21 protein-coding genes, 1 tRNA gene and 1 other RNA gene are annotated in these 25,119 nt (G+C 48.8%); 21 read left to right on the plus strand and 2 right to left on the minus strand.

Features of this window, described 5'->3' with window-relative positions; translation table 11 throughout:
• Positions 1–136 precede the first annotated feature (136 nt).
• The 9 genes from MHI45_RS19490 to MHI45_RS19530 all read left to right on the plus strand — a co-directional run bounded on the left by MHI45_RS19490 (position 137) and on the right by MHI45_RS19530 (position 8,019).
• The gene (locus MHI45_RS19490) at positions 137–1,087 is read left to right on the plus strand and encodes an ROK family glucokinase (protein ID WP_038584650.1); all 951 of its coding nucleotides are present in this window, start codon (positions 137–139) and stop codon (positions 1,085–1,087) included.
• A 46-nt stretch (positions 1,088–1,133) separates the two neighbouring features.
• Positions 1,134–2,033, plus strand: coding sequence for an RNase adapter RapZ (gene rapZ, locus MHI45_RS19495; RefSeq protein ID WP_076113245.1), 900 nt, complete (start codon positions 1,134–1,136; stop codon positions 2,031–2,033).
• A gap of 57 nt (positions 2,034–2,090) precedes the next feature.
• Positions 2,091–3,026 (plus strand): gluconeogenesis factor YvcK family protein, encoded by a 936-nt coding sequence (locus MHI45_RS19500; protein WP_179091833.1) that lies wholly within the window; start codon positions 2,091–2,093, stop codon positions 3,024–3,026.
• Between the two features lie 42 nt (positions 3,027–3,068).
• The gene (gene whiA, locus MHI45_RS19505) at positions 3,069–3,998 is read left to right on the plus strand and encodes a DNA-binding protein WhiA (RefSeq protein WP_076113244.1); all 930 of its coding nucleotides are present in this window, start codon (positions 3,069–3,071) and stop codon (positions 3,996–3,998) included.
• A 97-nt stretch (positions 3,999–4,095) separates the two neighbouring features.
• Positions 4,096–4,365: an HPr family phosphocarrier protein gene (locus MHI45_RS19510; RefSeq protein WP_019914358.1), complete on the plus strand. Its 270-nt coding sequence runs from the start codon at positions 4,096–4,098 to the stop codon at positions 4,363–4,365.
• A gap of 147 nt (positions 4,366–4,512) precedes the next feature.
• A complete protein-coding gene (locus MHI45_RS19515; protein ID WP_076113243.1) occupies positions 4,513–5,037 on the plus strand; it encodes a GNAT family N-acetyltransferase in 525 nt (174 codons plus the stop codon).
• Positions 5,038–5,163: 126 nt separating this feature from the next.
• A complete protein-coding gene (locus MHI45_RS19520) occupies positions 5,164–5,922 on the plus strand; it encodes an SIMPL domain-containing protein (protein ID WP_076113242.1) in 759 nt (252 codons plus the stop codon).
• Positions 5,923–6,158: 236 nt separating this feature from the next.
• Positions 6,159–7,259 carry a PdaC/SigV domain-containing protein gene (locus MHI45_RS19525; protein ID WP_083675845.1) on the plus strand — a complete coding sequence of 367 codons (1,101 nt, stop codon included), beginning with the start codon at positions 6,159–6,161 and terminating at the stop codon, positions 7,257–7,259.
• Positions 7,260–7,380: 121 nt separating this feature from the next.
• Positions 7,381–8,019 (plus strand): GDSL-type esterase/lipase family protein, encoded by a 639-nt coding sequence (locus MHI45_RS19530; RefSeq protein WP_076113241.1) that lies wholly within the window; start codon positions 7,381–7,383, stop codon positions 8,017–8,019.
• A 100-nt stretch (positions 8,020–8,119) separates the two neighbouring features.
• Here MHI45_RS19530 and clpP read toward each other — a convergent pair whose 3' ends face one another.
• Both clpP and MHI45_RS19540 read right to left on the minus strand, forming a co-directional pair.
• The gene (gene clpP, locus MHI45_RS19535; protein ID WP_038584671.1) at positions 8,120–8,716 is read right to left on the minus strand and encodes an ATP-dependent Clp endopeptidase proteolytic subunit ClpP; all 597 of its coding nucleotides are present in this window, start codon (positions 8,714–8,716) and stop codon (positions 8,120–8,122) included.
• 192 nt (positions 8,717–8,908) lie between these two features.
• Positions 8,909–8,983: transfer RNA gene (locus tag MHI45_RS19540), tRNA-Arg, on the minus strand.
• A gap of 332 nt (positions 8,984–9,315) precedes the next feature.
• Here MHI45_RS19540 and MHI45_RS19545 point away from each other — a divergent pair.
• The 12 genes from MHI45_RS19545 to MHI45_RS19600 all read left to right on the plus strand — a co-directional run bounded on the left by MHI45_RS19545 (position 9,316) and on the right by MHI45_RS19600 (position 25,116).
• Positions 9,316–10,368 (plus strand): sugar-binding transcriptional regulator, encoded by a 1,053-nt coding sequence (locus MHI45_RS19545; RefSeq protein WP_076113240.1) that lies wholly within the window; start codon positions 9,316–9,318, stop codon positions 10,366–10,368.
• A gap of 116 nt (positions 10,369–10,484) precedes the next feature.
• Positions 10,485–11,495 carry a type I glyceraldehyde-3-phosphate dehydrogenase gene (gene gap / locus MHI45_RS19550; protein ID WP_076113239.1) on the plus strand — a complete coding sequence of 337 codons (1,011 nt, stop codon included), beginning with the start codon at positions 10,485–10,487 and terminating at the stop codon, positions 11,493–11,495.
• 110 nt (positions 11,496–11,605) lie between these two features.
• Entirely contained in the window at positions 11,606–12,787 is a 1,182-nt protein-coding gene (locus tag MHI45_RS19555) for a phosphoglycerate kinase (protein ID WP_076113238.1), read from the plus strand.
• 33 nt (positions 12,788–12,820) lie between these two features.
• Complete coding sequence (tpiA, locus tag MHI45_RS19560) at positions 12,821–13,576, plus strand: triose-phosphate isomerase (RefSeq protein ID WP_076113237.1); 756 nt, start codon at positions 12,821–12,823, stop codon at positions 13,574–13,576.
• Complete coding sequence (gene gpmI, locus MHI45_RS19565) at positions 13,576–15,120, plus strand: 2,3-bisphosphoglycerate-independent phosphoglycerate mutase (protein WP_076113236.1); 1,545 nt, start codon at positions 13,576–13,578, stop codon at positions 15,118–15,120. The genes tpiA and gpmI overlap by 1 nt, the downstream gene beginning before the upstream one ends.
• Positions 15,121–15,178: 58 nt before the next feature.
• Positions 15,179–16,465 (plus strand): phosphopyruvate hydratase, encoded by a 1,287-nt coding sequence (gene eno, locus MHI45_RS19570; RefSeq protein WP_038584689.1) that lies wholly within the window; start codon positions 15,179–15,181, stop codon positions 16,463–16,465.
• Positions 16,466–16,590: 125 nt separating this feature from the next.
• Positions 16,591–16,854: a hypothetical protein gene (locus tag MHI45_RS19575; RefSeq protein ID WP_038584692.1), complete on the plus strand. Its 264-nt coding sequence runs from the start codon at positions 16,591–16,593 to the stop codon at positions 16,852–16,854.
• A gap of 148 nt (positions 16,855–17,002) precedes the next feature.
• Positions 17,003–17,236, plus strand: coding sequence for a preprotein translocase subunit SecG (secG, locus tag MHI45_RS19580; RefSeq protein WP_038584695.1), 234 nt, complete (start codon positions 17,003–17,005; stop codon positions 17,234–17,236).
• Positions 17,237–17,480: 244 nt separating this feature from the next.
• Positions 17,481–20,378 carry a ribonuclease R gene (gene rnr / locus MHI45_RS19585; RefSeq protein WP_083675847.1) on the plus strand — a complete coding sequence of 966 codons (2,898 nt, stop codon included), beginning with the start codon at positions 17,481–17,483 and terminating at the stop codon, positions 20,376–20,378.
• A 396-nt stretch (positions 20,379–20,774) separates the two neighbouring features.
• A complete protein-coding gene (gene smpB / locus MHI45_RS19590; RefSeq protein ID WP_038584698.1) occupies positions 20,775–21,254 on the plus strand; it encodes an SsrA-binding protein SmpB in 480 nt (159 codons plus the stop codon).
• Between the two features lie 193 nt (positions 21,255–21,447).
• Positions 21,448–21,812: a transfer-messenger RNA gene (gene ssrA / locus MHI45_RS19595) on the plus strand.
• A gap of 586 nt (positions 21,813–22,398) precedes the next feature.
• Complete coding sequence (locus MHI45_RS19600) at positions 22,399–25,116, plus strand: DNA-directed RNA polymerase subunit alpha C-terminal domain-containing protein (protein ID WP_179091830.1); 2,718 nt, start codon at positions 22,399–22,401, stop codon at positions 25,114–25,116.
• The last annotated feature ends 3 nt before the right edge of the window (positions 25,117–25,119 follow it).

A 25,119-nucleotide genomic window follows, 5' to 3' on the forward strand; every position in this document is an offset into this window, starting at 1 on the left:
ATAAATTCATGTGCTCTGGAGGGCTTAGCTTTCAAATTAGCCGGGTGTGCCGCCTTTCCTTGACCGCAGAGAAAGCTTCTATTATAGTGGGTACGTAGGATTAACTATTTTAGCATAGAAAAAGGTGGCTTGTTACATGTCTGAAAATATCTACGTTGGCGTGGATTTAGGTGGAACCACGATTAAGGTTGGAATCTGCAATGCCGAGGGGAATTTGCTGCACACTTATGAAGGTCCTACAGGGACTGCGGATGGCGTCGATGCCGTCATCGATAACATCGAGAAATATGTGCGCCAGATTGTGGAGGACTCTCCATACTCTTGGGATCAGCTTGCCGGTGTAGGAGCGGGCCTTGCCGGGTTTACGAACATTCGTGAAGGAATCATCATCCTTGCGCCTAACATAGGTTTTAGAGATGTGCCGATCCGCTCCATTCTGGAGAACCGATTGAACAAGCCTGTGAAAATAGACAATGACGCGAATGTGGCTGCACTGGGCGAAGCCTGGAGCGGTGCGGGACGCGGCATTGAGAATTGCGTCTGCTACACACTGGGAACGGGTGTTGGCGGCGGCATTATCATTAACGGCAAGGTGTATCAAGGATTTGCCGGTCTCGCCGGTGAACTGGGCCATATCTCTGTAGTGCCAGACCTGGAAGCGATCCAGTGCGGCTGCGGCAATATGGGTTGTTTGGAAACCGTTTCCTCTGCTACGGGAATTATCCGTATGGCCAATGATGCTGTAGCACGCGGGGACCGCACCTCTCTGTCATTGGTAGAGAAGATTGCGGCGAAGGAAGTATTTGATGCGGCAAAAGCGGGCGACGAAGTTGCAATTCGAATTGTTAACCGTGCAGCGTTCTATCTGGGCAAATCCATTGCGGCGGTAGCTGCGGTGCTTAACCCTGAAGTGTTTATCATTGGCGGGGGTGTCTCCAAGGCAGGAGATATTCTGTTTGACGAGGTCCGTCGTGTATTCGCCAAGCTGACTCCCGAACCATTGCAGAAAGGCGTTACCATCGTTCCTGCGGAACTGGGTAATGACGCTGGTATTATTGGGGCTGCCGGCCTTTTGTTACGTTCTTAATAAGCTGGAATTATTCATATACTAATTTTAGGGAGGGGACGCTTTAATGACCGAATTGGAGCAATCTCCGTCGGCTAGTGCCACCCTGATCATTATTACGGGTATGTCGGGTGCAGGCAAGACCATTGCTGTACAAAGTCTGGAGGACCTCGGGTTCTTCTGTGTCGATAATCTGCCGCCGGTGCTGATCCCGAAATTCGCCGAGCTGATTGAGCAGTCGAAGGGGAAAATTGCCAAAGTGGCGCTCGTAATTGATCTGCGGGGGCGGGAGTTTTTTACGGCTTTGTCGGAGTCGCTGGCCTACATCAAAAACGAGTCAACCATCGGCTGCGAGATTCTGTTTCTGGATGCAACGGATTCTGTGCTTGTCCAGCGCTACAAGGAGAGCCGGCGGCATCATCCGCTGGCTCCCAAAGGGATGCCGCTTGACGGCATCCGCCTGGAGCGCCAGATGCTGGAAGAGCTGAAGGATTCCGCTACACTGTGTCTGGACACCAGCAGCATGAAGCCGGTGCAGCTGAAGGAGAAGATCGTATCGCGGTTTTCGCATCTTGGAAAAAGCACACTCTCCGTTAACATTACCTCGTTCGGATTCAAGTATGGCATTCCGATCGATGCAGACCTCGTATTTGATGTCCGCTTCTTGCCTAACCCACACTATGTGGATCAACTGCGGCCCAAGACTGGCCAAGACAGCGATGTCTACGATTATGTAATGAAATGGCCTGAAACGCAGACGTTTCTGACCAAGCTGCTGGATATGCTTCATTTCCTAATTCCGCAATACCGCAAGGAGGGCAAATCCCAGATTATTATCGGCATCGGCTGCACAGGCGGCAAACACCGTTCGGTAGCGATCGCGGAATATTTGGGCAAAATGCTTGGAGTTAGCGAGACGGAATCCGTAGCGGTTAGCCATCGGGATTCCGAGCGTGATCGGCATTAACGAGAGAAGGGATCATTAGTGGCTGAAGAACAAGGGCAGCGTCCGCGTATCGTCGTGATGGGCGGCGGTACCGGTCTGTCTGTCATGCTTCGCGGTTTGAAGGAAAAGCCGCTTGATATTACGGCTATAGTTACTGTGGCGGATGACGGGGGCAGCTCCGGTATTCTGCGCAGCGAGCTGCAAATGCCGCCGCCAGGCGATATTCGCAATGTGCTCACGGCTATGGCTGATGTAGAGCCGCTGATGGCGGAGATTATGAAATACCGCTTCAGCAGCGGAGAAGGACTGGCCGGACACAGCCTTGGCAATCTTATTCTTGCAGCGCTTACGGATATCTCCGGTGACTTTGTCACCGCTGTCCGTGAGCTGAGCCGGTTGTTCGCCGTTCGCGGCAGAGTGCTGCCGGCTGCGGGGCACGCTGTGGTGCTGCATGCGGAGATGTCGGACGGCACGATTATTACCGGCGAGTCCAAAATCCCGGAGGCCGGCGGACGGATCAAACGCGTCTTTCTGGAGCCGGCTGATGTGGAACCGCTGCCGGAGGCGCTGGAGGCCATCCGTAATGCGGATGCCATCCTCTGCGGCCCCGGAAGCCTGTATACCAGCATTCTTCCCAACCTGCTGGTGCCGAAGCTGGCGGAGGCCATTGTAGAATCCGAAGCGATTAAGATCTTTGTCTGCAATGTGATGACCCAGCCTGGTGAAACGGATAATTACACGGTCAGTGATCATCTTCAAGCGGTATATGATCATGTCGGCCTGCACTTATTCGATTACGTCATTGTCAACGATGGCGAGATTCCGGAGCAGGTTCAGGTCAAATATGCGGAAAAAGGTGCCCGCCCGGTGCTGCTTGACCGGGATGTGCTGGACGGCAACGGTTATAAGGTCATTGCCGATAAGCTGGTCTTATTCAAGACTTATCTCCGGCATGACACGAATAAACTCAGTCATCATATTTACCAGTTAGTGAAGGACTGGAAATCCAGATAGTTCTGGTTTGATTTTTGGATGAACATGAAAGAGGTGAGCCCCTTGTCTTTTGCGGCCCTTACAAAAAAAGAGCTGACGATGGTGGAGAGCCAGCCTTGCTGCGAGAAAGCGGAAATGTCAGCGCTGATCCGAATGAATGGTTCGGTGCAGCTTTCGAGCAAAAAGGTAGTTCTCGACATTTCGACGGAAAACGCCGCGATTGCAAGGCGGGTATATTCTTTGCTTAAGAAATATTACCAGGTCCATATCGAGCTGCTCGTGCGTAAAAAAATGCGTTTGAAGAAGAATAACGTTTATATCGTAAGAATCCCAAACCGTGTTCAGGAGATCCTGAAGGATTTGCGGATTGTTTCCGAAGGTTTCATCTTTACCGATGGGATCGACAAGGAAATCGTCGGTAAAAACTGCTGTAAGCGCGCATATCTGCGTGGTGCATTTATGGCGGGGGGATCGGTCAACAACCCGGAGGGTTCTTCCTACCATCTGGAAATCGCCTCCATGTATGAGGAGCACTGCAAAGCGCTGGTGGATCTGGCTGGGGAATTTCACCTGAACGCCCGCTGCATAGAGCGCAAGAAAGGCTTTATCCTATATATCAAGGAAGGCGAGAAAATCATTGAGTTTCTCAGTCTGATTGGAGCGCATCAAGCGTTGTTTAAATTTGAGGATGTGCGGATTATGCGCGATATGCGCAACTCCGTGAACCGGATCGTCAACTGTGAAACGGCGAATTTGAACAAAACGATTAGCGCTGCGGTGCGGCAAATTGAGAACATCAAGCTGCTGCAGCGTGAAGTGGGACTGGAAAGCTTGCCGGATAAGCTGCGCGAGGTCGCTGAAATCCGTTTGGCACACCCGGACATCAACCTCAAGGAAGTGGGCGAGATGCTGAAGGGAACGGTCAGCAAATCCGGTGTAAACCACCGTTTGCGCAAAATTGACGAGCTGGCTGATAAGGTTCGGGGAAGCTGATTATTTTTTTTCTAGTGTGGATGAGGTTATAATGATATAATATTATAAAATTAATGTGAAATTTTTGGGCAGATCTCAAATAGGGGGTAAGCGTTTCATGACAAAGCACCCGGTAGTTGTACGGTTGAAGACGGGGCTCCACGCTCGGCCGGCAGCATTGTTCGTGCAAGAAGCTAACAAGTTTTCGTCGGAGATTTTCGTGGAAAAAGACGATAAAAAGGTTAACGCCAAAAGCATCATGGGCATTATGAGCCTGGCGATCAGTTCCGGCACGGAGATTTATATTAGCGCGGATGGCGCCGATGCGGATCAAGCTGTAACCGCTTTGACTAGTCTTGTAAGCAAGGAAGAGCTTGAGAACCAATAATTTTGCAAGGTCTTACTTATTCGTACACCAGAAACGTTGCTGCTCTCCCTCTCCGGGAGACAGCCAGTTTAAAAAGCCCCTTTGCGGGCTTTTTTTATTACCTTGTTTAGGAAATTTGAATTTGATGAAACTACAAGGAGAATGAGCATGCACAATCAGGTGACTTTAGCAGAGCCAACAGTAGAGCTGGCGCCGCAGTACTTGGCATTTTACGAGGAATGGCTGGCAGGCGGAGAGATGTTCGTTCCTTGGGTAATTGGCATTGATCCTACCGACTTCGCGGCTATGGTCCGGTATTTGCAGGATAACGCGGATGGCGTAAATCTTAAAGAAGGCTGGGTACCTAGTTCTACATACTGGTTGGTGAATGCCGATTCCAAAGTGGTGGGTGCAGTAAATATAAGGCATCGCCTGACTGAGAAACTGCTTCAGAGCGGGGGACATATTGGATATGGGATACTTCACTCTGAGCGGCGCAAGGGATTGGCAACCGAGCTTCTGAGACAGGCCTTGCTGAAGGCGGGCGGGCTTGGGATTACCAAAGCGCTTGTCGTTTGCGATGACAGCAATATTGCTTCCGAACGGACGATCCGCAGAAACGGCGGGCTGGAGGATAGTTCATACATCGAAGAGGACGGCAACGTGATCCGGAGGTTTTGGATTGAGACGTGAAATGCAGGCAGAATGTAGCCTCTGCAAATTTTTTCTTCAGAAGCGTTGGGGGATATGCAACTTTTGCCAAGCAGTTCCGTCTAGAGGGTACCAACAATTTTTGAAGAATGAAAGGGGATGGCAAGGATGAAGAAATGGGGTAAAACAGTCGGTACCGTATTGCTGGCGGGAAGTTTATTGGTAGGGGGTACGGCGTTAAGTGGAGTGCTTCAGGCTCCTGAAAAGGCTTACGCTGCTGAGGACGTGCAGAGAAATGTCGTTAGTGTTGTAGGTAAAGGCGAGCTTTCGATCAAGCCGGATATCGTATATCTGTCAATCGGCGTCAGCACCTCTGCTGCAACAGCTGAAGAAGCACAGAAGTCCAATGGAGCCAAAATCACTAAGCTGACCAACCTGCTGAAAAAAACCTGGGGTATCGCGGATAAGGACATTCAGAGTACCCAATTTTATGTGCAGCCTAATTACGCCTACACTGAAAAAGACGGTCAACAGGTTAAGGGTTATAACGCCCAGCACACGTTGCAAGTCTCCTACCGTGATCTGACTAAGGTCGGGGAACTGCTGGATGCCGCTTCTACCGCGGGAGCGAATAGCATCGGAAGTGCACGGTTTGCCATCGAGGATCCTTCTGCATTCGAAGCACAGGTTATTGAGAAAGCAATGGCTAATGCAGATGTGAAGGCAGCCGCGATTGCCAAAGTGGCCAAACGCAGTCTGGGCCAGGTCGTAACGGTTATCCAGAACGATGATGGTAATAACCCGGTTGTCTATATGGAGAGCGCTCAAATGTCCAAAGCATCGGCTGATATGGCTGCAGGCACTTCGGTTGAAGCGGGAGAGGTTAAAGTATCCACCCAGCTTAGTGTAATGTATGAGCTGAAATAAGTAAGCAACGGGTGAGGCGTTGCTTCCGCTGTGATGGCGGAGGCAACGTCTCTTTTTGCTTTTGAAGTATAGAAGCAGGTGTGAAATCTCTCAATTTGTTTAAAGTAATGTAATAAGACTCGTAATATTTGCAGGGAAACTTTAAGAAACTGTAAGGAGCGTTGTAACAACCACGGTTGCTGTTTATTCTATAATGGGAAGAGTCAATCATCGTACCAGTGGAAGGGGAAAAAAGTATGAAGTATATGTCGAAAGAACAGGCCCTTAAATGGGGCGCAGGATTAATGGCAGCAGGATTGCTGCTGGGCGGAGCTCTTCTGCCTGCAGAGACGAGCCAGGCCGCAGCGGCCAAGACACAGGCTAAGGTCAATTCATCACTGGTTGTATTAAAAACAAACGGAACGATTTCACAGCATACCGGGATCGTAAGCGCAGGGAAAGTATGGGTGCCGGTTGCTTTTATGCGTGATACTCTGGGTATGCCGTTGACGTATGATAAAACGGAGAAAACTTATACGGTCGGAAACGGAATTACACGAACCAAGCTGATGGTCTCCGATTACGGCACCTCCATCTCGGTCAATAATTATTTCCTGGGAGAGTTTGAAGGCAAGATTATAAATAACCGTCTGTATGTGCCCTTTGATCTGCTCAGCGATTATTTGGGCTATAAGGGGGATTGGAATGCTGCCTCCGGACGGTTAAATGTGATGAAGAAAACACAAAATCCAATTACGGTAACGACTGAAACTTACAGCAAGGACTACAAGGACGCGCCGATTAAGCTGGATTACCCGCAAATCAGCGGTTTGGACAATGCCAAGGCGCAGGCAGCGATTAATAATACCCTTAAGCAGACGTTCCTCAAGTATGCGGAAGGGGCTGAGAAGGAAATTGCCAATAGAGCCAAAGATGACCGCCCCTATGAATACGAAGGAGGATACGTGGTTACGTACAATCAGGACGGGGTGCTCAGCCTTGTGACCAGCCAGTATGGGTATACCGGCGGCGCTCATGGAATGACCTTCCGCAATGCCTTTACCTTCTCGCTCAAGGACGGAAAGCAGCTATTGCTTGGAGATTTATTCGGTGCCAACCCCAACTATAAAAAAGAGCTTAATGCAAAGCTGGCGAAGCTGCTGAAAGCAAATGGCGGGTATCTTGGCGGCTTTACCGGCCTGAATACGGAGAAGGATTTCTATTTGAAAGACGGCAAGGCGGTCCTTTTCTTCCAGTTGTATGAATACACTGCATATGCTGCCGGATTTCCTGAGTTTACTTTCACGTTCAAGGAGCTGCTCCCCAGCGGAAGCGGTCCATTTGCCGCATTGAAGTAAATACAGTGACCGGGCTGCGAATCCGCCAATGCCGGATACGGACATTTCTCCGTTACCGGATCACCTAACCGTTCATAAGCTAAAGGAGAAACCAGCTTAGGAGCGGGGAGGGAAAGTAACGATGAGTATTCAGTATACGGCGATTGGCGATTCGTTAACGACAGGATTTGGAGCTCTGCCGGGCAATGGGTTTGTTCCGGTCTACCGCCGGATGGCCGAGGTGCGGCTGCGGGTGCCGATCGAATTATCCAATTTGGGAGTCAACGGTTTGACCACAGATGGATTGGAGCAGAGGCTGAAGGGGGATTACAACTATCGGCTTGCCATCAGCGAGGCCGAATTGATTACGATGTCCATTGGCGGCAACGATTTGATCAAGGCGGCCAAAGCGGCGGGCGGGCGGCCGGGCGATCTGGCTCCGGTACTGCAAAAAGCGCTCCGGGAATGCAAGCGTAATTTGAATGACATTATGGGCACGCTTTCGCAGTTGAAGGCGGGCATGCGGAGACCCTATATTATCAGAATAGTAGGACTGTATAACCCCTATCCCCAGTTGACAGAAGCGACGGATTGGGTGCGGCAGTTTAACCGCTATGCTGCGGGATATAGCAGCCCGGTATGCCGGTTCGCCTCTATATATAATGAGTTTGCCGGCAACGAGCGGGGGCTGCTGTCAATTGATCATTTGCATCCTAACGGAAGAGGTTACCGTGTTATCGCCGGGAAGCTGGACACGTTGGGGTATGGGCGTCTGGGGTAATTCTTCATCAATAGAATAATGTACCTGAACTATAAAACAGCAAAAGAGGCTGGCGGGGATCACTTTGTGGTCCCAACCAGCCTCTTTGTTGTTGCTTGTATTAAACGCCGGCAGGCAGCGTCTTCTCGATAACTTTATCGACAATACCATATTCAGCTGCATCAGCTGCACTCATGAAATAGTCGCGGTCGGTATCCTTTTCGATCCGTTCCAGCGGCTGTCCTGTGCGCTCGGATAGAATGCGGTTCAGCTTGTCGCGCAGCTTGAGGATGCGGCGGGCGCGGATTTCGATGTCCGTTGCCTGACCTTGAGCACCACCCAGAGGCTGGTGAATCATAATTTCGCTGTTAGGGAGTGCAAAACGTTTGCCTTTGGCACCGGCGTTCAGCAGGAAAGCTCCCATCGAAGCGGCCATACCTACGCAAATCGTCGATACATCCGGTTTGATGTACTGCATTGTATCAAATATAGCCATACCCGCTGTAATGGAGCCACCAGGGCTGTTTACATACAGGTGAATATCCTTCTCCGGATCCTCGGCAGCCAGAAACAGCATTTGCGCGATGATGGAATTGGCTACCACGTCATTAACCTCCGTTCCAAGGAAAATGATGCGGTCCTTCAGCAGGCGGGAATAGATGTCATAAGCGCGCTCACCGCGGTTGCTCTGTTCTACTACCATAGGAATATAACTCACGTGGAAAACCTCCTTGAATTGGTTCTTCGAATGTGTTCATTTTTACTGTTACCGTATTAACCACATGATAAACAAATTCAAACAAAAAGTCAAAGAAAGTCAAACTTAGTTGCAAAAAAAAGAGCCATCACCTGGCTCTTTGGTTAATCAATAGTATGGGTGCTGCTAAATTATAGACAAATAAGAAAATAATGGCGCGCCCGCCAAGAATCGAACTTGGATCTCAGGCTTCGGAGGCCTACGTCATATCCATTGGACCACGGGCGCAACAGAAATTATTATAATACACTTATTATGCAAATGCAATGGATTCATCCTGTTGTTTGGAAAATATCTTTTCCCGGATCTCTGTGGCCTCATTTTCAGCCCGGCCGGAAGTATACAGTTTGGGCGTTTGTGCGGCCAGCACAAGACTTTCCGCCCCTTACATGGCTTGGCAGATGTATAAGATGAAAAGAGGTTGAGAATTATACTCTCGGAAGACTTGCACTCCGCGTAATATTTGGGTAGAATATGGGTGGGACTTAAAAAGTTAACCCGGGACATTTTGAGACCACGAACAAGGGAATAGAGAAAGACGAAGTTGCAGGAGTGAAAGCATGCGTAATTTATTAGAAATCCAAAAGCAGCTTCTGCCTGATCTCATGGAAACCCTTAAGAGACGGTACACGATTCTACATCAGATCATGCTGTCCGATATTATCGGACGCAGGACGCTCGCCGCTTCGCTTGATATGACTGAGCGGGTACTGCGCGCCGAGACGGATCTTCTGAAATCGCAAGGGCTCATTGAGATCGAGAGTGTCGGCATGCGCATCAGCGATGCCGGGCGCAGACTGCTTGACCTGCTGGAGCCGATCGCCAAGAGCTTGTTCGGCCTGGATGATCTGGAAGAGAAGATTCGCTCAACGTACGGTCTTAGTAAAGTCATAGTAGTGCCTGGCGATTGTGAGACATCGCTGTTTACCAAACGTGAGCTGGGCCGGGCAGGCGCCAAAGCGTTGCTGGGTGTGCTCCGTGCAGGCGATACGATTGCTGTCACCGGCGGCTCGACACTGGCCGAAATGGCCGATCAGCTGACACCGCCGTTATCCCATTCCTATAAGAACGCCTGGATTGTTCCGGCGCGCGGAGGACTTGGGGAAAGTATGGAGATTCAGGCCAATACCATTGCTTCGACGATGGCCAAACGGCTTGGAGCCAATTATCGGCTGCTGCATGTGCCCGATCTGCTCAGCGGAGATGCTTATCAATCGCTGGCGCTGGACTCCAATATTGGAGAAATCGTGCAAATCATCCGCAGATCGCGTATTATTGTTCATGGAATTGGCGATGCCATTGAAATGACCCACCGCCGTAAGCTTGATGAGGCTACGGTCTCGGAAATACAGGAAGAAGGCGCGGTTGCCGAATCGTTCGGCTACTATTTCAATGAAGACGGCCAGGTAGTCCATACCATGCTGACGATGGGACTGCGACTGGAGGATATTATCCGGACGGAAGTTGTCATCGGAATCGCCGGAGGCAAACGCAAGGCGAAGGCCATCCATGCGATGCTGCGGTTTGGGCAAGAGGACATACTCGTCATAGACGAGGCAGCGGCTGTCGAAATCGGCAAAGAAATCGACACACAAATACAGCAGATCCTATAGCATCCAGTTTCTGGAGAGCATTCGCAGTTATTTTGCATTATACTTAACATTGTTGTCTTGACAAGCTTAACGGCCTGTCTTGAATAAATAAAACGAAATCTAGGAGGAACTATTCAATGAGTGTAAAAGTTGGTATTAACGGTTTTGGACGTATTGGACGCCTTGCATTCCGCCGTATTCAAAATGTAGAAGGTATCGAAGTGGTAGCAATCAATGACTTGACTGACGCTAAGATGCTTGCTCATTTGCTTAAATATGATACAACTCAAGGTAAATTCCAGGGTGAAGTTGAAGTGCACGACGGATTCTTCAAAGTAAACGGCAAAGAAGTTAAGGTTCTGGCTAACCGCAACCCTGAAGAACTTCCTTGGGGCGACCTCGGTGTTGACATCGTGCTGGAATGCACAGGTTTCTTCACAACTAAAGAAGCAGCTGAGAAACACTTGAAAGGCGGAGCTAAGAAAGTAGTTATTTCCGCTCCAGCTACAGGCGACATGAAAACTGTCGTTTACAACGTTAACCATGACATTCTGGATGGTACTGAAACAGTTATCTCCGGCGCATCTTGCACAACTAACTGCCTGGCTCCAATGGCAAAAGTGCTGAACGACAAGTTCGGTATCATTGAAGGCTTGATGACAACTATCCACGCTTACACTGGTGACCAGAACACTCTTGATGCTCCACACGCTAAAGGCGACTTCAGACGCGCCCGTGCTGCTGCTGAGAACATCATCCCTAACACTACCGGTGCTGCTAAAGCCATCGGCCTGGTTATTCCAGATCTGAAGGGCAAACTTGACGGAGCTGCTCAACGTGTGCCTGTAGCTACAGGTTCCCTGACTGAGCTGGTTACTGTTCTTAACAAGAGCGTTACTGTTGAAGAGCTGAACGCAGCAATGAAAGAAGCTTCCGATCCAGAAACTTACGGCTACACTGAAGATGAAATCGTATCTTCCGACATCAAAGGCATGACTTTCGGTTCCCTGTTCGATGCAACACAAACTAAAGTCCTGACTGTTGGCGACAAACAACTGGTTAAAACTGTTGCTTGGTACGACAATGAAATGTCTTACACTGCACAACTCGTTCGCACTTTGGAACACTTCGCTAAACTTGCTCAATAAGATCGTTTTTATATAAGCAGCATCTATAGAGCGGAAACAGAAGTTCCTTGTTTCCGCTCTTTCTAAATGGATTCGTGAGTGAACCAATATGGGTGTGGAGGAAACTAATCATGAACAAAAAGAGCGTCCGTGATGTAGAAGTAGCAGGCAAACGCGTATTTGTACGCGTCGATTTCAATGTGCCAGTGGAAGACGGTAAAATCACTGATGATACACGTATCCGCGAAACACTTCCAACGATTAAATACCTGATCGAGAACGGTGCAAAGGTCATTCTGGCCAGCCATATGGGCCGTCCTAAGGGTCAATTCGTTGATTCCATGCGCCTTACCGGTGCTGCTGTACGTCTGTCCGAGCTGCTCGGCAAACCAGTTGCCAAAGCTGATGAAGCGATCGGCGATGCTGTTAAAGCACAAATTGCTGAACTGAACAACGGTGATGTACTTGTGCTTGAGAATGTCCGTTTCTATCCGGGTGAAGAAAAGAACGATCCTGAACTGGCTAAGCAGTTCGCGGAACTGGCTGACCTGTTCGTCAACGACGCATTCGGCGCAGCTCACCGTGCACATGCTTCGACTGAAGGCATCGCTCACTTCCTGCCGGCTGTATCCGGTCTTCTGATGGAGAAAGAATTGTCTGTTCTGGGCAAAGCTCTTTCGAACCCTGAGCGTCCTTTCACTGCCATCATCGGCGGTTCCAAGGTTAAAGACAAGATCGACGTTATCGACAACCTGCTGACTTTGGCTGACAATGTACTGATCGGCGGCGGCCTTTCTTATACATTCACTAAAGCTCAAGGCTTCGAAATCGGAAATTCCTTGGTAGACAACGACAAACTTGATGTCGCTCTTGGATTTATCGAGAAGGCTAAAGCACTGGGCAAAAATTTCGTACTTCCGGTTGACGTAGTTGTAGCCGATAAGTTCGGCGCAGACGCCAACACCAAAATTGTTGATACAACTGACATTCCTGCTGAATGGGAAGGTCTGGACATCGGTCCTAAAACTCGTGAAATTTATGCCGATATCATCAAAAACTCCAAGCTGGTTGTATGGAACGGACCTATGGGTGTGTTCGAAATCGACATCTTTGCTGAAGGTACAAAGGCTGTAGCGCAGGCTTGTGCGACAACCGAAGGTTACACTGTAATCGGTGGCGGTGATTCCGCAGCTGCAGCAGAGAAATTCCACCTGGCTGACCAAATGGATCATATCTCCACTGGCGGCGGCGCATCACTCGAGTTCATGGAAGGCAAGGCACTTCCTGGCGTAGAAGCACTGAACGACAAGTAAGACGTAGACGGTAGAAGGAGGCAATCCATTACTATGAGTAGAACACCTATTATCGCCGGGAACTGGAAGATGTTCAAAACCGTTCCGGAAGCAGAAGGCTTCATCGCTGAAGTCAAAGGCCAAGCAGAAGTAGCAGGCGTAGAGACTGTTGTTTGCGCTCCATTTACTAACCTGCCAGCACTGGTAGCAGCAGTAAAAGGCACAAGCATCAAGATCGGTGCACAAAACCTGCACTTCGAAGATAACGGAGCTTACACAGGTGAAATCAGCGGTGTAATGCTGAAGGACCTTGGCATTGAGTATGTTATCATCGGGCACTCCGAACGTCGCGCTTATTTTGGCGAAACGGACGAAATCGTGAACAAAAAGATGCATGCGGCATTCCGTCACGGCATCACTCCAATTGTTTGTGTAGGCGAAAAGCTTGAAGAGCGCGAAGCTAATCAGACAAAAGATGTGTGTAAAGTTCAAACCGAAGCTGCATTTGCCGGTCTCAGTGCCGAACAGGCTGCTCAGGTGGTTATCGCCTATGAGCCTATCTGGGCCATTGGCACAGGCAAATCCTCCACTTCCCAGGATGCCAACGAAGTTATTGCTTATATCCGTACCCTTGTAAAAGGTCTGTATGATGAAGCAACTGCTGAAGCTGTGCGTATTCAATACGGCGGCAGTGTGAAGCCTGAGAATGTAACGGAGTACATGAGTCAAAGCGACATCGACGGCGCTCTTGTCGGCGGTGCCAGCCTGCAGCCAGCTTCCTTTGTTTCACTCGTTGAGGGGGCGAAGTAATGTCAGCACCAAAACCTGTAGCGTTAATCATCATGGACGGTTTCGGTTTGCGCAATACGACTGAAGGCAACGCTGTTGCTCAAGCCAACAAGCCTAACTATGACCGTTACCTGAAACAATATCCGAATACCACACTGACCGCTTGCGGCGAAGCTGTAGGTCTGCCGGAAGGACAAATGGGTAACTCGGAAGTAGGACACCTTAACATCGGTGCCGGACGTATCGTATATCAGGATTTGACCCGGATTGACAAGTCTATCCGTGACGGAGAATTCTTTGATAACGAAACGCTGGTTGCTGCTGTAAGAAACGCCAAATCAACCGGCAAAAAGCTTCATCTGTATGCGCTGGTCTCCGACGGAGGCGTACACAGTCATATCAGCCACCTGTTTGCCATGCTTGATCTGGCCAAGAAAGAAGATATGCACGAAGTGTATATTCACGCATTCATGGACGGCCGCGATGTACCTCCTGACAGCGGACAAAAGTTCGTTCAGGATCTCGTAGCCAAGATTGAAGAGGTTGGCGTAGGTAAGATTGCTACGGTATCCGGGCGTTACTTCGCAATGGACCGTGACAAACGCTGGGAGCGTGTAGAGAAAGCCTATCGTGCTATGGTATATGGCGAAGGTCCGAAATATACCGATGCCCTGCAGGCGATCACAGCCTCCTATCAGAATTCCGTGTATGATGAATTCGTTGAGCCTAGTGTTATCGTAGACAGCAACGACAAGCCGGTTGCGGTAGTGGAAAGCGGCGATTCCGTTGTGTTCCTGAACTTCCGCCCTGACCGCGCGATTCAGCTGTCCCAAGTCTTTACCAACTCGGATTTCCGTGGTTTTGACCGGGGTCCTTTGTTCCCGCAAGGCCTGCACTTCGTATGTCTGACTACATTCAGCGAAACGGTGCAGGGCTTCGTGGCCTACTCACCGAAGAACCTGGATAATACCTTGGGTGAAGTGCTGGTACAGCAGAACAAGAAGCAATTGCGTATTGCGGAAACTGAAAAGTACCCGCATGTAACCTTCTTCTTCAGCGGCGGACGCGATGAAGAGCTTCCTGGGGAAACCCGCATCCTGATCAACTCTCCTAAAGTAGCAACTTATGATCTTCAGCCTGAGATGAGCGCATACGAAGTGGCGGCGGCCTGCGTAGCGGAAATCGAAGCGGATAGACAAGATGCTATTATCCTTAACTTCGCGAATCCTGATATGGTTGGACACTCCGGCATGCTGGAGCCAACAATCAAGGCTGTTGAAGTGACGGATGAATGTGTGGGTAAAGTTGTGGATGCCGTTGTAGCCAAAGGCGGCGTGGCAATCATCATTGCCGACCACGGCAATGCGGATATGGTATTTGACGAGAACGGACGTCCGTTCACGGCTCATACTACCAACCCGGTTCCTTTCATCGTAACTATTGAAAATGTTGTACTGCGCGAATCCGGTATCCTTGCTGATGTGGCACCGACGATTCTGGATCTGATGGGACTTCCGCAACCAGCGGAAATGACCGGACAATCCATGATCGCCAGCCGTAAATAAGCAGGATTTAAGCTTCACCATCACTACCAAAACCCATGATAAAAGGAGATTAACTTACATGACTATTATTTCTGATGTGTACGCTCGCGAAGTCCTCGACTCCCGCGGTAACCCTACTGTAGAGGTTGATGTTTATCTGGAATCCGGCGCTAAAGGCCGCGCTATCGTTCCTTCCGGCGCTTCCACTGGCGCTCATGAAGCTGTAGAGCTTCGTGACGAAGACAAAAACCGTTACCTGGGCAAAGGCGTTCTGAAAGCTGTTGAGAACGTAAATGAAATCATCGCTCCTGAAGTAATCGGTATGGACGCTCTTGACCAACTGGGCATCGACAAATTGATGATCACTTTGGACGGTACTCACAACAAAGGCAAACTCGGCGCTAACGCAATTCTGGCTGTATCCATGGCCGTAGCCCGCGCTGCTGCAGCAGCTCTGGATGTACCTTTGTATGTATACCTGGGCGGATTCAACGCTAAACAGCTTCCAGTACCAATGATGAACATCGTTAACGGCGGCGCACATGCCGACAACAACGTAGACGTTCAAGAGTTCATGGTTCTGCCAGTTGGCGCACCTAGCTTCAAAGAAGCACTGCGTACAGGCGCTGAAATCTTCCACGCTCTGAAATCGGTACTGAAAGCTAAAGGCCTGAACACTGCAGTTGGCGACGAAGGCGGATTTGCTCCTAACTTCACTTCCAACGAAGATGCATTGTCCTCCATCATGGAAGCTATCGAAAAAGCTGGCTACAAACCAGGCGTTGACGTATTCCTTGGTATGGACGTTGCTTCCACTGAGTTCTTCAAAGATGGCAAATACCACCTGGAAGGCGAAGGCAAATCCTTCACACCAGCTGAATTTGTTGACCTGCTCGCTTCTTGGGCTGATAAATACCCAATCATCACCATCGAAGATGGCTGCTCCGAAGATGACTGGGAAGGCTGGAAATTGCTGTCCGAGAAATTGGGCAACAAAATCCAACTCGTTGGCGATGACTTGTTCGTAACCAACACTGAGCGTCTGGCTAAAGGTATCGAAGAAGGTATCGGTAACTCCATTCTGATCAAAGTTAACCAAATCGGTACTTTGACTGAAACTTTCGATGCTATCGAAATGGCTAAACGTGCAGGTTACACTGCAGTTATCTCTCACCGTTCCGGTGAATCCGAAGACAGCACCATCGCTGATATCGCTGTGGCAACCAATGCCGGCCAAATCAAAACAGGTGCTCCTTCCCGTACAGACCGTATCGCTAAATACAACCAATTGCTTCGTATCGAAGATGAACTGGGTGAATTGGCTCAATACAACGGCCTGAAATCCTTCTACAACCTCAAAAGATAATTATTTTTGAGTCAGGCTTTTCAAAGAGTCTGCCGGTTTCCGGCAGGCTCTTTTTTATTTGAAATTGCATCTGCCGCTCTGAATAGGTATTCTATAAATGTAGATAATTGGAAGGAGTGGATTGAATGAATGCTATTGTGGCAGGGATTGCGATTGGAATACTGATTGTAATCATAAGCTTAGTTTTTACACGAATCCGGGGACTGCATTCCGGGCTCACGTTTTATCCGGGGATTGTCGGCTTGGTTGGCGGTGCAATCTTGCTCGTGCTCAGTTTTTCGGTGATTGGGCGCTGGGAAGGGATTGCCTATGCCTTTATGTGTGTTCCTATCATTGTGATTTCCGCGCTGTTATTGCTGACTCTTACGTTTTTCAGGAGACAGGCATAGGAGATTGACACTCGGTATCTCCAAACTAGATTCGTAGTCAGAAGGTTGTATTCATACGGTAGCTATGATAAAATAAAAATGCTGTTTATGAAACGTAAAACCTAATTTAGCATAGATAGTGATGCTTGGACGTAGGAGGTGGAAGTGAATGGATATCTTTTTGAAAGTAGTTCTCCTGATTTTTTCCGTCGGTCTGATTGCGGTCGTTCTTCTGCAAAAAGGGAAAAGCGCAGGTCTCTCCGGTGCCATCTCCGGCGGTGCTGAGCATCTTTTCGGTAAAACTAAAGCACGCGGTATGGAGCTTGTACTGCAGCGTGTAACGGTTGCACTGGCAGCTGGATTCTTCATTATGGCGATCGTTGTTGCCATTGTAGTTGATTAGGACGTCTACAATAAGCCTTCGCACTGTTCTGAATAGAATGGGGCGTGGGCTTTTTTGGTGCAATTTTTTGGACTGCGTTAACTTTGTGATAATCATTACAGGGATGCTCTGGATTGATTTCGTGTATACTAGGGTATGAAGTATATAAAGGTAAATTTTACTTGAATGATTTCGGGTGAAGCAGGACAAGACATACATATATGCCAGCAGCGCTTGAAGGCTGCGGAGGGCCGAGGTGACTAACTTGATAACACAGGAAATATTGCTTGATTTTATGCGGGAGACCGCTTATAAACCGCTCACTTATGACGAATTGGTAAGCCACTTCGAGTTGCAGGATAGCGCGTCGTTTAAAGCGTTCGAGGATTTGCTGCTGGAGCTTGAACAGGACGGGAGAGTCGTGCTGACCCGGAATGCCCGTTATGGCGTGCCGGAACGCATGGATTTATTGCGCGGACGGCTGCAGGCACATGCGAAGGGGTTTGCTTTTCTAATCCCGGACGACCGTGATCATCCCGACGTGTATGTACACGCCAACGATTTAAAGGGTGCGATGAACGGGGATATCGTACTGGTGCGGATCACTTCGAAGAGCCCGTCCGGCGGGCGGATGGAAGGCGAAGTGGTGCGGATCGTGAAAAGAGGTGTGCTCCAGACTGTTGGGGTATTCCAAAGCCTGGAGACCTATGGTTTTGTGCTGCCGGATGACAAGCGGATTAACCGCGATATCTTTATTCCGAAGCAGTCCTTTAAGGGAGCGGTTGACGGTGAGAAGGTTGTGGTCCGCATTGTAAATTACCCGGAAGGCCGCACTGCGGCTGAAGGGGAAATCATTGAAATTCTGGGACATAAGGACGACCCGGGTGTTGATATTTTATCCGTAATCCGTAAGCACCAGCTGCCTGAGGCTTTCCCGTCTGAAGTGATGACCGAAGCGGAGCAGGCGCCGGATTCCATTACCGATGAAGAGATTATCCAGCAGGGACGCCGCGATTTACGCGGGCTTAACATTGTCACCATCGACGGTGAAGATGCCAAGGATCTGGATGATGCGGTCAATGTGGAGCGGCTGGAGAATGGGCATTACAAGCTGGGCGTCCATATCGCCGATGTCGGCTATTATGTGCGCGAAGGTTCGGAGCTCGACAAGGAAGCTTATGACCGCGGATGCAGCGTGTATCTGGTGGACCGGGTAATTCCGATGCTACCGCACCGTCTTTCTAACGGGATTTGCAGTTTGAACCCGCAGGTGGACCGGTTAACGATGTCCTGTGAGATGGAATTTAATGAGCATATGAAGGTCGTGAAGCATGATGTCTTTACGAGTGTAATCCGCACCAAAGAAAGAATGACTTACTCCAATGTCCGCAAAATCGTCGAAGACGAAGATCCGGAGCTGCTGGAGCGGTACAGTCCGCTGATCGAGGACTTCCGTCTGATGAAGGAACTGGCCATGAAGCTGCGCGATGCGCGGATGCGGCGGGGAGCGGTTGATTTTGACTTTGAAGAAAGCAAGATCATCGTCGACGAGAACGGCAAAGCTGTTGATATCGTAAAACGTGAGCGTTCAGTAGCCGAGCAAATTATCGAAGAGTTCATGCTGGCGGCCAATGAGACGGTAGCCGAGCATTTCCACTGGCTAAAAGTGCCGTTCCTCTACCGGATACATGAAGATCCGGACCCGGAGAAGCTGCAGAACTTTATGGCCTTTGCCGCTAATTTTGGCTACCACGTCAAGGGACGCGGCAATTCTGTCCACCCCCGCGCGCTGCAGAGCCTGCTGGAGGACATTCAAGGCACCAAGGAGCAGACAGTCATCAGCACGATGATGCTGCGCTCCATGAAGCAGGCTAAGTATGATGCGGAGAGCACGGGCCATTTTGGACTTGCGGCGGAATATTATTCCCACTTCACATCGCCGATCCGCCGATACCCGGACCTTGTCATTCACCGCGTGATGCGCGAGGTGATCGAGAACGGTGGTGCCCTAAGCCAGAAGCGTCATGATTACCTGTCCAGCCGGATGCCTGACATCGCGCAGCAGTCCTCTGAACGCGAACGCGTAGCAGTGGAAGCAGAGCGTGATACGGAGCAGCTGAAGAAAGCGGAATATATGCAGGATAAGGTCGGCGAGGAATTCGAGGCGATGATCAGCAGTGTAACCAGCTTCGGCATGTTCATCGAGCTGGAAAATACCGTCGAAGGCTTAATCCGTCTCAGCGCGCTGAGCGATGATTACTACCACTTTGACGAAGCTCATATGGCGCTCATCGGCGAGCGCACCTCTAAGGTGTTCCGCATTGGCGATGAGGTGAAGATCCGCGTCGCCAAGGTCAACATGGACGACCACACGATCGACTTCGAGCTGGTCGACATGAAGCCGCGTGCGGCGGGCGAGCACCGCAGCTATAGCGGACGCGGCGGTAAAGGCGGCCGTCCGGGTGCCGGCGGCTTCAGCAAGCCGTCCGGCGGGAAAACCGGCGGTAAGGGCCGCACCGGCGGTAAAGGCAAGCCCGGCGCTGTCGGCGCGGGCAAGGGCAAATCCGGCGGCGCGCTGAACGCCGGCAGAGGCAAGTCCGGCGCGGTGGGAACCGGCGCCTGGGAAGCGCCGCGCACAGACGCGGCGGCCGGTAGCGGCGCGTCTGCAGGCGGACGCGCCAAGCGTGGCAGCGGCGGCCCTGCAGAGGCCGCACGCCGGGCTTACGCCGCCCTGAACGGCGAAGCGGGCGGCAGCAGTGCACCGCGCGAGCGCAGCGGCGGGGGACGTGGCCGCGGCGGAGAGGCCGGAGGCGGTGCCGGGGGACGCGGCATCAGCTTCGGCTTCGGCTCCGGCAAGGGCGGCTACGGCGCGCCAGCCGGCGGCTCAGGCGAGCAAGGTGCCGGCGAGCTGCGCGGCGTTGACGCGAACACCCGGTTCAGCAGCCGGGAGGATCGCGGGTTCGAGAGCCGCAGCGGAAGCGCAGAAGGCAAGGATAAGGGGCGCCGCAAGAAGAAGAACAAGAGCGGCGTGTTCATTGGCCCTTCCGTGACTCCAGGAAACGTGGAGACCTCCGACAAGGTAGCCGCTAAGCGCAGCGACAAAGGCAGCAATGCTGAAGGCGCAGTACGCCGAAAGAAAAAGAAGAAAAAACCTCAGGAGTAAACTGAGATGATGAAGGCGCTGTTCCCGTGAAGGGAGCGGCGCTTTTTTACTAATAAAGAATTTTATGTTCGGGGTCCCCCGCAAAAGGAATGCATAAACTTCCAAGTCAAAGTCTCCCTACACTGGGATTAACGTTAACCCATTTATATCCTATGTGGTGTTGTGCCAGAATGTATTTTCTATTTATCCATCATATTGTATATAAATTATCTCCAAAGCGGGGCTTACTGACATACATATGTCAAAATGCCTGGTGGTGAATGGGCGCTGCTTCCTTGCGTTCCCCGGAGCGCTTTTGATACAATATAGATCTGACGTTTGGATAATCAGACTTACCTGCTTGTTAAGGCGATCTGACTATCTCTGCTTAGGAATACGATTCAAGGAGTGACTCTCATGGGTAAAAAAGCAGACGGGAAAGTGCTCGCCCAGAACAAAAAAGCTTCCCATGATTATTACATCGAGGACACTTACGAAGCAGGCTTGGTGCTGACCGGCACAGAAATCAAGTCGCTGCGTAATGGACGCGCGAATATTGGCGATGCTTTTGCGACGATTCGAAACGGTGAGATTTTCGTGCACAACATGCATATCAGCCCTTTTGAACAAGGGAACCGCTCCAATCCTACCGACCCGACGCGTACGCGCAAGCTGCTGATGCATAAAGAGCAGATTCACAAGCTGCTGGGACAGTCCAAGCGTGAGGGATTCACCATCGTGCCGCTGAAGGTGTACGTCCGCAACGGATACGCCAAGCTGCTGATCGGCCTCGGTAAAGGGAAGAAAGAGTACGACAAACGCGATTCTGCCGCAAAACGTGATGCTCAGCGTGATATTCAGCGTGTGCTGCGCGACAAGCAAAAGATCGCAAGATAAGCCCGGGCAGGAGATTGCCCGATGTTCCAGATTCCACCTTCAATTCCTTTAACCTTCGTGTTAAAGTGTTGATAAATGTGCTATACTGTGTAAGTAAAGCTTAATGCTTCTTTGCAGTCTTCTTGAAGAAGAGACTGTGGATCGGATCACTTTTGCTCGCTGGTCCGCTTAATCCGAAGCGCCCTTTTAATGAGGGGCCGTTCTTGGATTCGACGGGGGTAGTTCGAGCATGAGTAGCGAGTAGTGGGGACGCGTCCGCTTCATCAACGCTAAAGCCTATTAAACGGCAAACAACAAACAAACTACGCTTTCGCAGCCTAAGAAACTGTGTGCGTGCTTCTACCCTGCATCGCCCATGTGACAGGGATAGGGGCTAACAAGTAGTGGGATACGCTGTCTCATCTCCGCCTGCGGTGAGCTGAAGAAGACAATCAGGCTGACCCGAAGGGGACCCGGTTACGGGGGGCTTCTAGGGTGACATCAAATCCGTGACTACACTCGTAGAAGCTTATGTGCCGTTATCTTCGGACAGGGGTTCGACTCCCCTCGGCTCCATCCTGTAAATCCACAACATTCAGTTTGAAGGTCGTCATCAGATGACGACCTTCTGACGTGGACTCCAAACTAAGAAAGCAGTTGTCGCAGAGTATCTTCTGAGATGGCTGTTTTTTTTCTTGTGACAGCTTCAGTAGTTTTCGGTAGAGTCAATTTGTTACTAGATTCGTAATCAAGACATTGTCTAATTTTGGGCGATTATGTTATATTGTGTTTGATAATTCAAGATATTCAATGCTGAAATTCGAGAGAATAGAAGGAAATACTGCTTTTGATGGAGGAAAAGGAAGATACAGCCCAGTTATACTTTTCAACATCAAGGTGTAACAATAAAAATTCAATTTACACAATCGAAGAAATACTTTTAACCACTCCTCGCTACAGTACAACGTAGAAACAATCGTATATTAACCTTTCAGTATCGATACTATATCATCTGCTATCGAGAACGATACATTCAGGGACTTTTGCTCGAAAGTAATGCTCAGCGCAACGACATGTAATAGTGGATAATGAAAAGTATCAAGCAATTAACTTTGGTGTAGAGCCACATTCATTGATGATATTCTTTGTGAAACGAGGGAATGTAGTGAAGTACTTGACGCGATTAGATTCAATAGGAAAATTAGATCTATCTGCAAGAGCATTCAACGCTCTTCGTAGAGCAGGCATCGTTAGCGTGGGTGATCTGCAGGACTTCCCTATAGAAAAGTTCCCGAGTCTTAAAAACATGGGGGTTAAAACTGTAACAGAAATTACAGAAGTAATTGAAGAGATAGCTAATTACGAGATTGATCCTTTGAATTGTAATGCAGACCAAGAGGCAGAGGACAATTTGGATGTGCGGTTCATTGGAAAGGACGGCCTATCATATCGAGACTTGCCTATAGAGGACATTGAGTTGTCAAAGAGATCATTCAATTGCTTAAAGGGAGCAGGAATTAACTATATTTCCATGTTGTTGGATAAGACCGAGACTGACTTATTTGAAATCCCCAAAATGGGCTCAAAGAGCGTGAAAGAAATAATTGAAGCCATAACTCTACTTGTCCTGCAACCAATGCCTGCAGCTCGAAGTTCTCACAATGAAGTTTCAGTTTCCGAAATTAATGAGGATTGCCTTAGGATCGTTCAGGAAGTTGTTAAGAAAATAGACGTTCATGCAGGCAAACTATATGAGGATATTCTTCCGCTGGTCGCGAATTGTAATGGTAGGTTATTTACAGCAGGTTCAGCTGTAGAGATCGATGAACATCTGATTTCAAAACTCTATGGTTTGCCCCTTTTGAGATGTGCAATCAAAGAAACTACTTTGAAGCAATTGGAATCCAAACCTTATGGGATGGATAAGTTTAATTTGGTGAGATTCCTACCTTCATTTTTACAGAATGAATTAATAGTGGATAGTCTGATATCAGAATTGATACAGGATGGCAATTTGCTCTGCTTACATGCTGAAATATATAAGCGGAAATATCCAACGTCTCTTGAGTATGCTGCATCCTTGTCAAAATCAAAAGATAGTGCTGTTTTGACGAGACGACTCACCGGACAGACATTAGATGAGATTGGAAAGAGCCTGAATCTATCGAGACAACGCATACAGCAAATTGAAACAAAGTGTATCCGTAAGGCACCTACTCTGAGTGAAGATATGTTTGCGCATGTTTTTCAGAAATATGACATAGCAAAAGAAGATTTTCTTTTAGGATTCAAGGAAACGGCAATAACATACAACTACCTGTCTATTGCTTATAAAAAAGGGGAACTTCCTGTAGATGAATTGGCGATAGATTCTGATTTTCCAGACTATTTTAAAAAGGGCGCAGAACGAATACTTTATAAAAATCACGTGGTACTTGGTAGCGAGCGAGTTCTTTGTAGCCGCTCTGAGCTTAGTGAATACATATTGCGCACGTCGGGCGTTGAGGGCCTTACCTTTGAAGAATTTTCGCAAATATATAAGATGCTACTAGAAGATTTAAATCTACAGGATAATCCTAAGTTTTCGGTGATGGATCGCGGATACTCCAACAAGTTAGCAGCGAGCAACCATGTTCTGTGGAAATATGGACAAAAACTTCGCTACTACAATATTGACGCGTATGATTACACTGATCTGCTCAACGACCTTAATCTGAGCAGTTATAAGAATGTAGAGTATTCAACACGCAAGTTCTTTCGGGAGTATCCAGAGTTGATGAGTGATTATGACATTCAGGATGAATATGAGTTGCATAATCTACTTAAAAAGATCTGCACAAGTGAAGATTACCCACAAATAAACTTTAAGCGGATGCCGAATATAGAGTTCGGGACAGCAGACAGAGATACTCAGGTAATGGAGATGTTGTTGGCTCTCGCTCCTGTCAAAAATACAGATTTTGCTGCAGCATATGAATACGCATACGGCGTTTTGTCTCAAACAGTGCTAGCCAACTACATGAAAAACTTCGATCAGTATTTTTATTCTGGTATTTACAAGATAGATGTGCCGATTCTCCCTGAAATAATGGTTTCCAAAATGAAGCAACTACTATCCAGAGAATTCTATCTCTTGTCTGATATTCGAAAGTTGTATGTGTGCCAATTCCCTAAAGCTGATCCCAAACTGCTGAATCCATACACATTAAAGACACTTGGATTGCGGGTTTATACGAACTATGCAATTAAAGACCAGTATTCATCCGCAACTGACTACTTTCGTATGATTCTTACTACAGAGGATATAGTAGATGCTCAGTTCTTTCCAAAGGAAGTGCTAAACACTATAGCATATACATCGGAGGTTTATAAGCTAAGGGCGGCTTATGAAATTTTAGAATATGCACCATTAAAGTACGTTCATTTTCGCCGAATAAATTGTGTTGGTGTAGAAAAAGAATCCATACTGGACTATTGCTGCAAAGCATATAGAGCAGCTGATTCACAATATTTCACAGTATACTCCCTGCAAAAAAAAGGTTTTACCCATGCCCTCGATGAGCTTGGCTTTGACGAATGGTTTTATGCTTCGTTACTTTCAGAAGATAAGGAGCATTTTACCTATCGCCGAATGGGAAAAAACAAACTTTTCAGACGTGGAAGTGAAAAAGTATCCTTAATCGATTTTTTGGAATGGATTTTGTACTCTAGTGAATCACTATCTTTAGATGTTTATGAGCTGACTGAAAAGCTATCAAGTGATTACAATATAAACTTTGATTGGTATAAAATAGTCGAAACAATCAAAGGAAGCGCGATGTACTATGATACAATAACTCAAAAAGTTTACGCTGACTACGATGTATATTTTGAAGAAATTTAAAAT

Origin of the sequence: Paenibacillus sp. FSL H3-0321, from assembly GCF_038002865.1 — a bacterium.
Lineage (GTDB): Bacteria > Bacillota > Bacilli > Paenibacillales > Paenibacillaceae > Paenibacillus_AQ.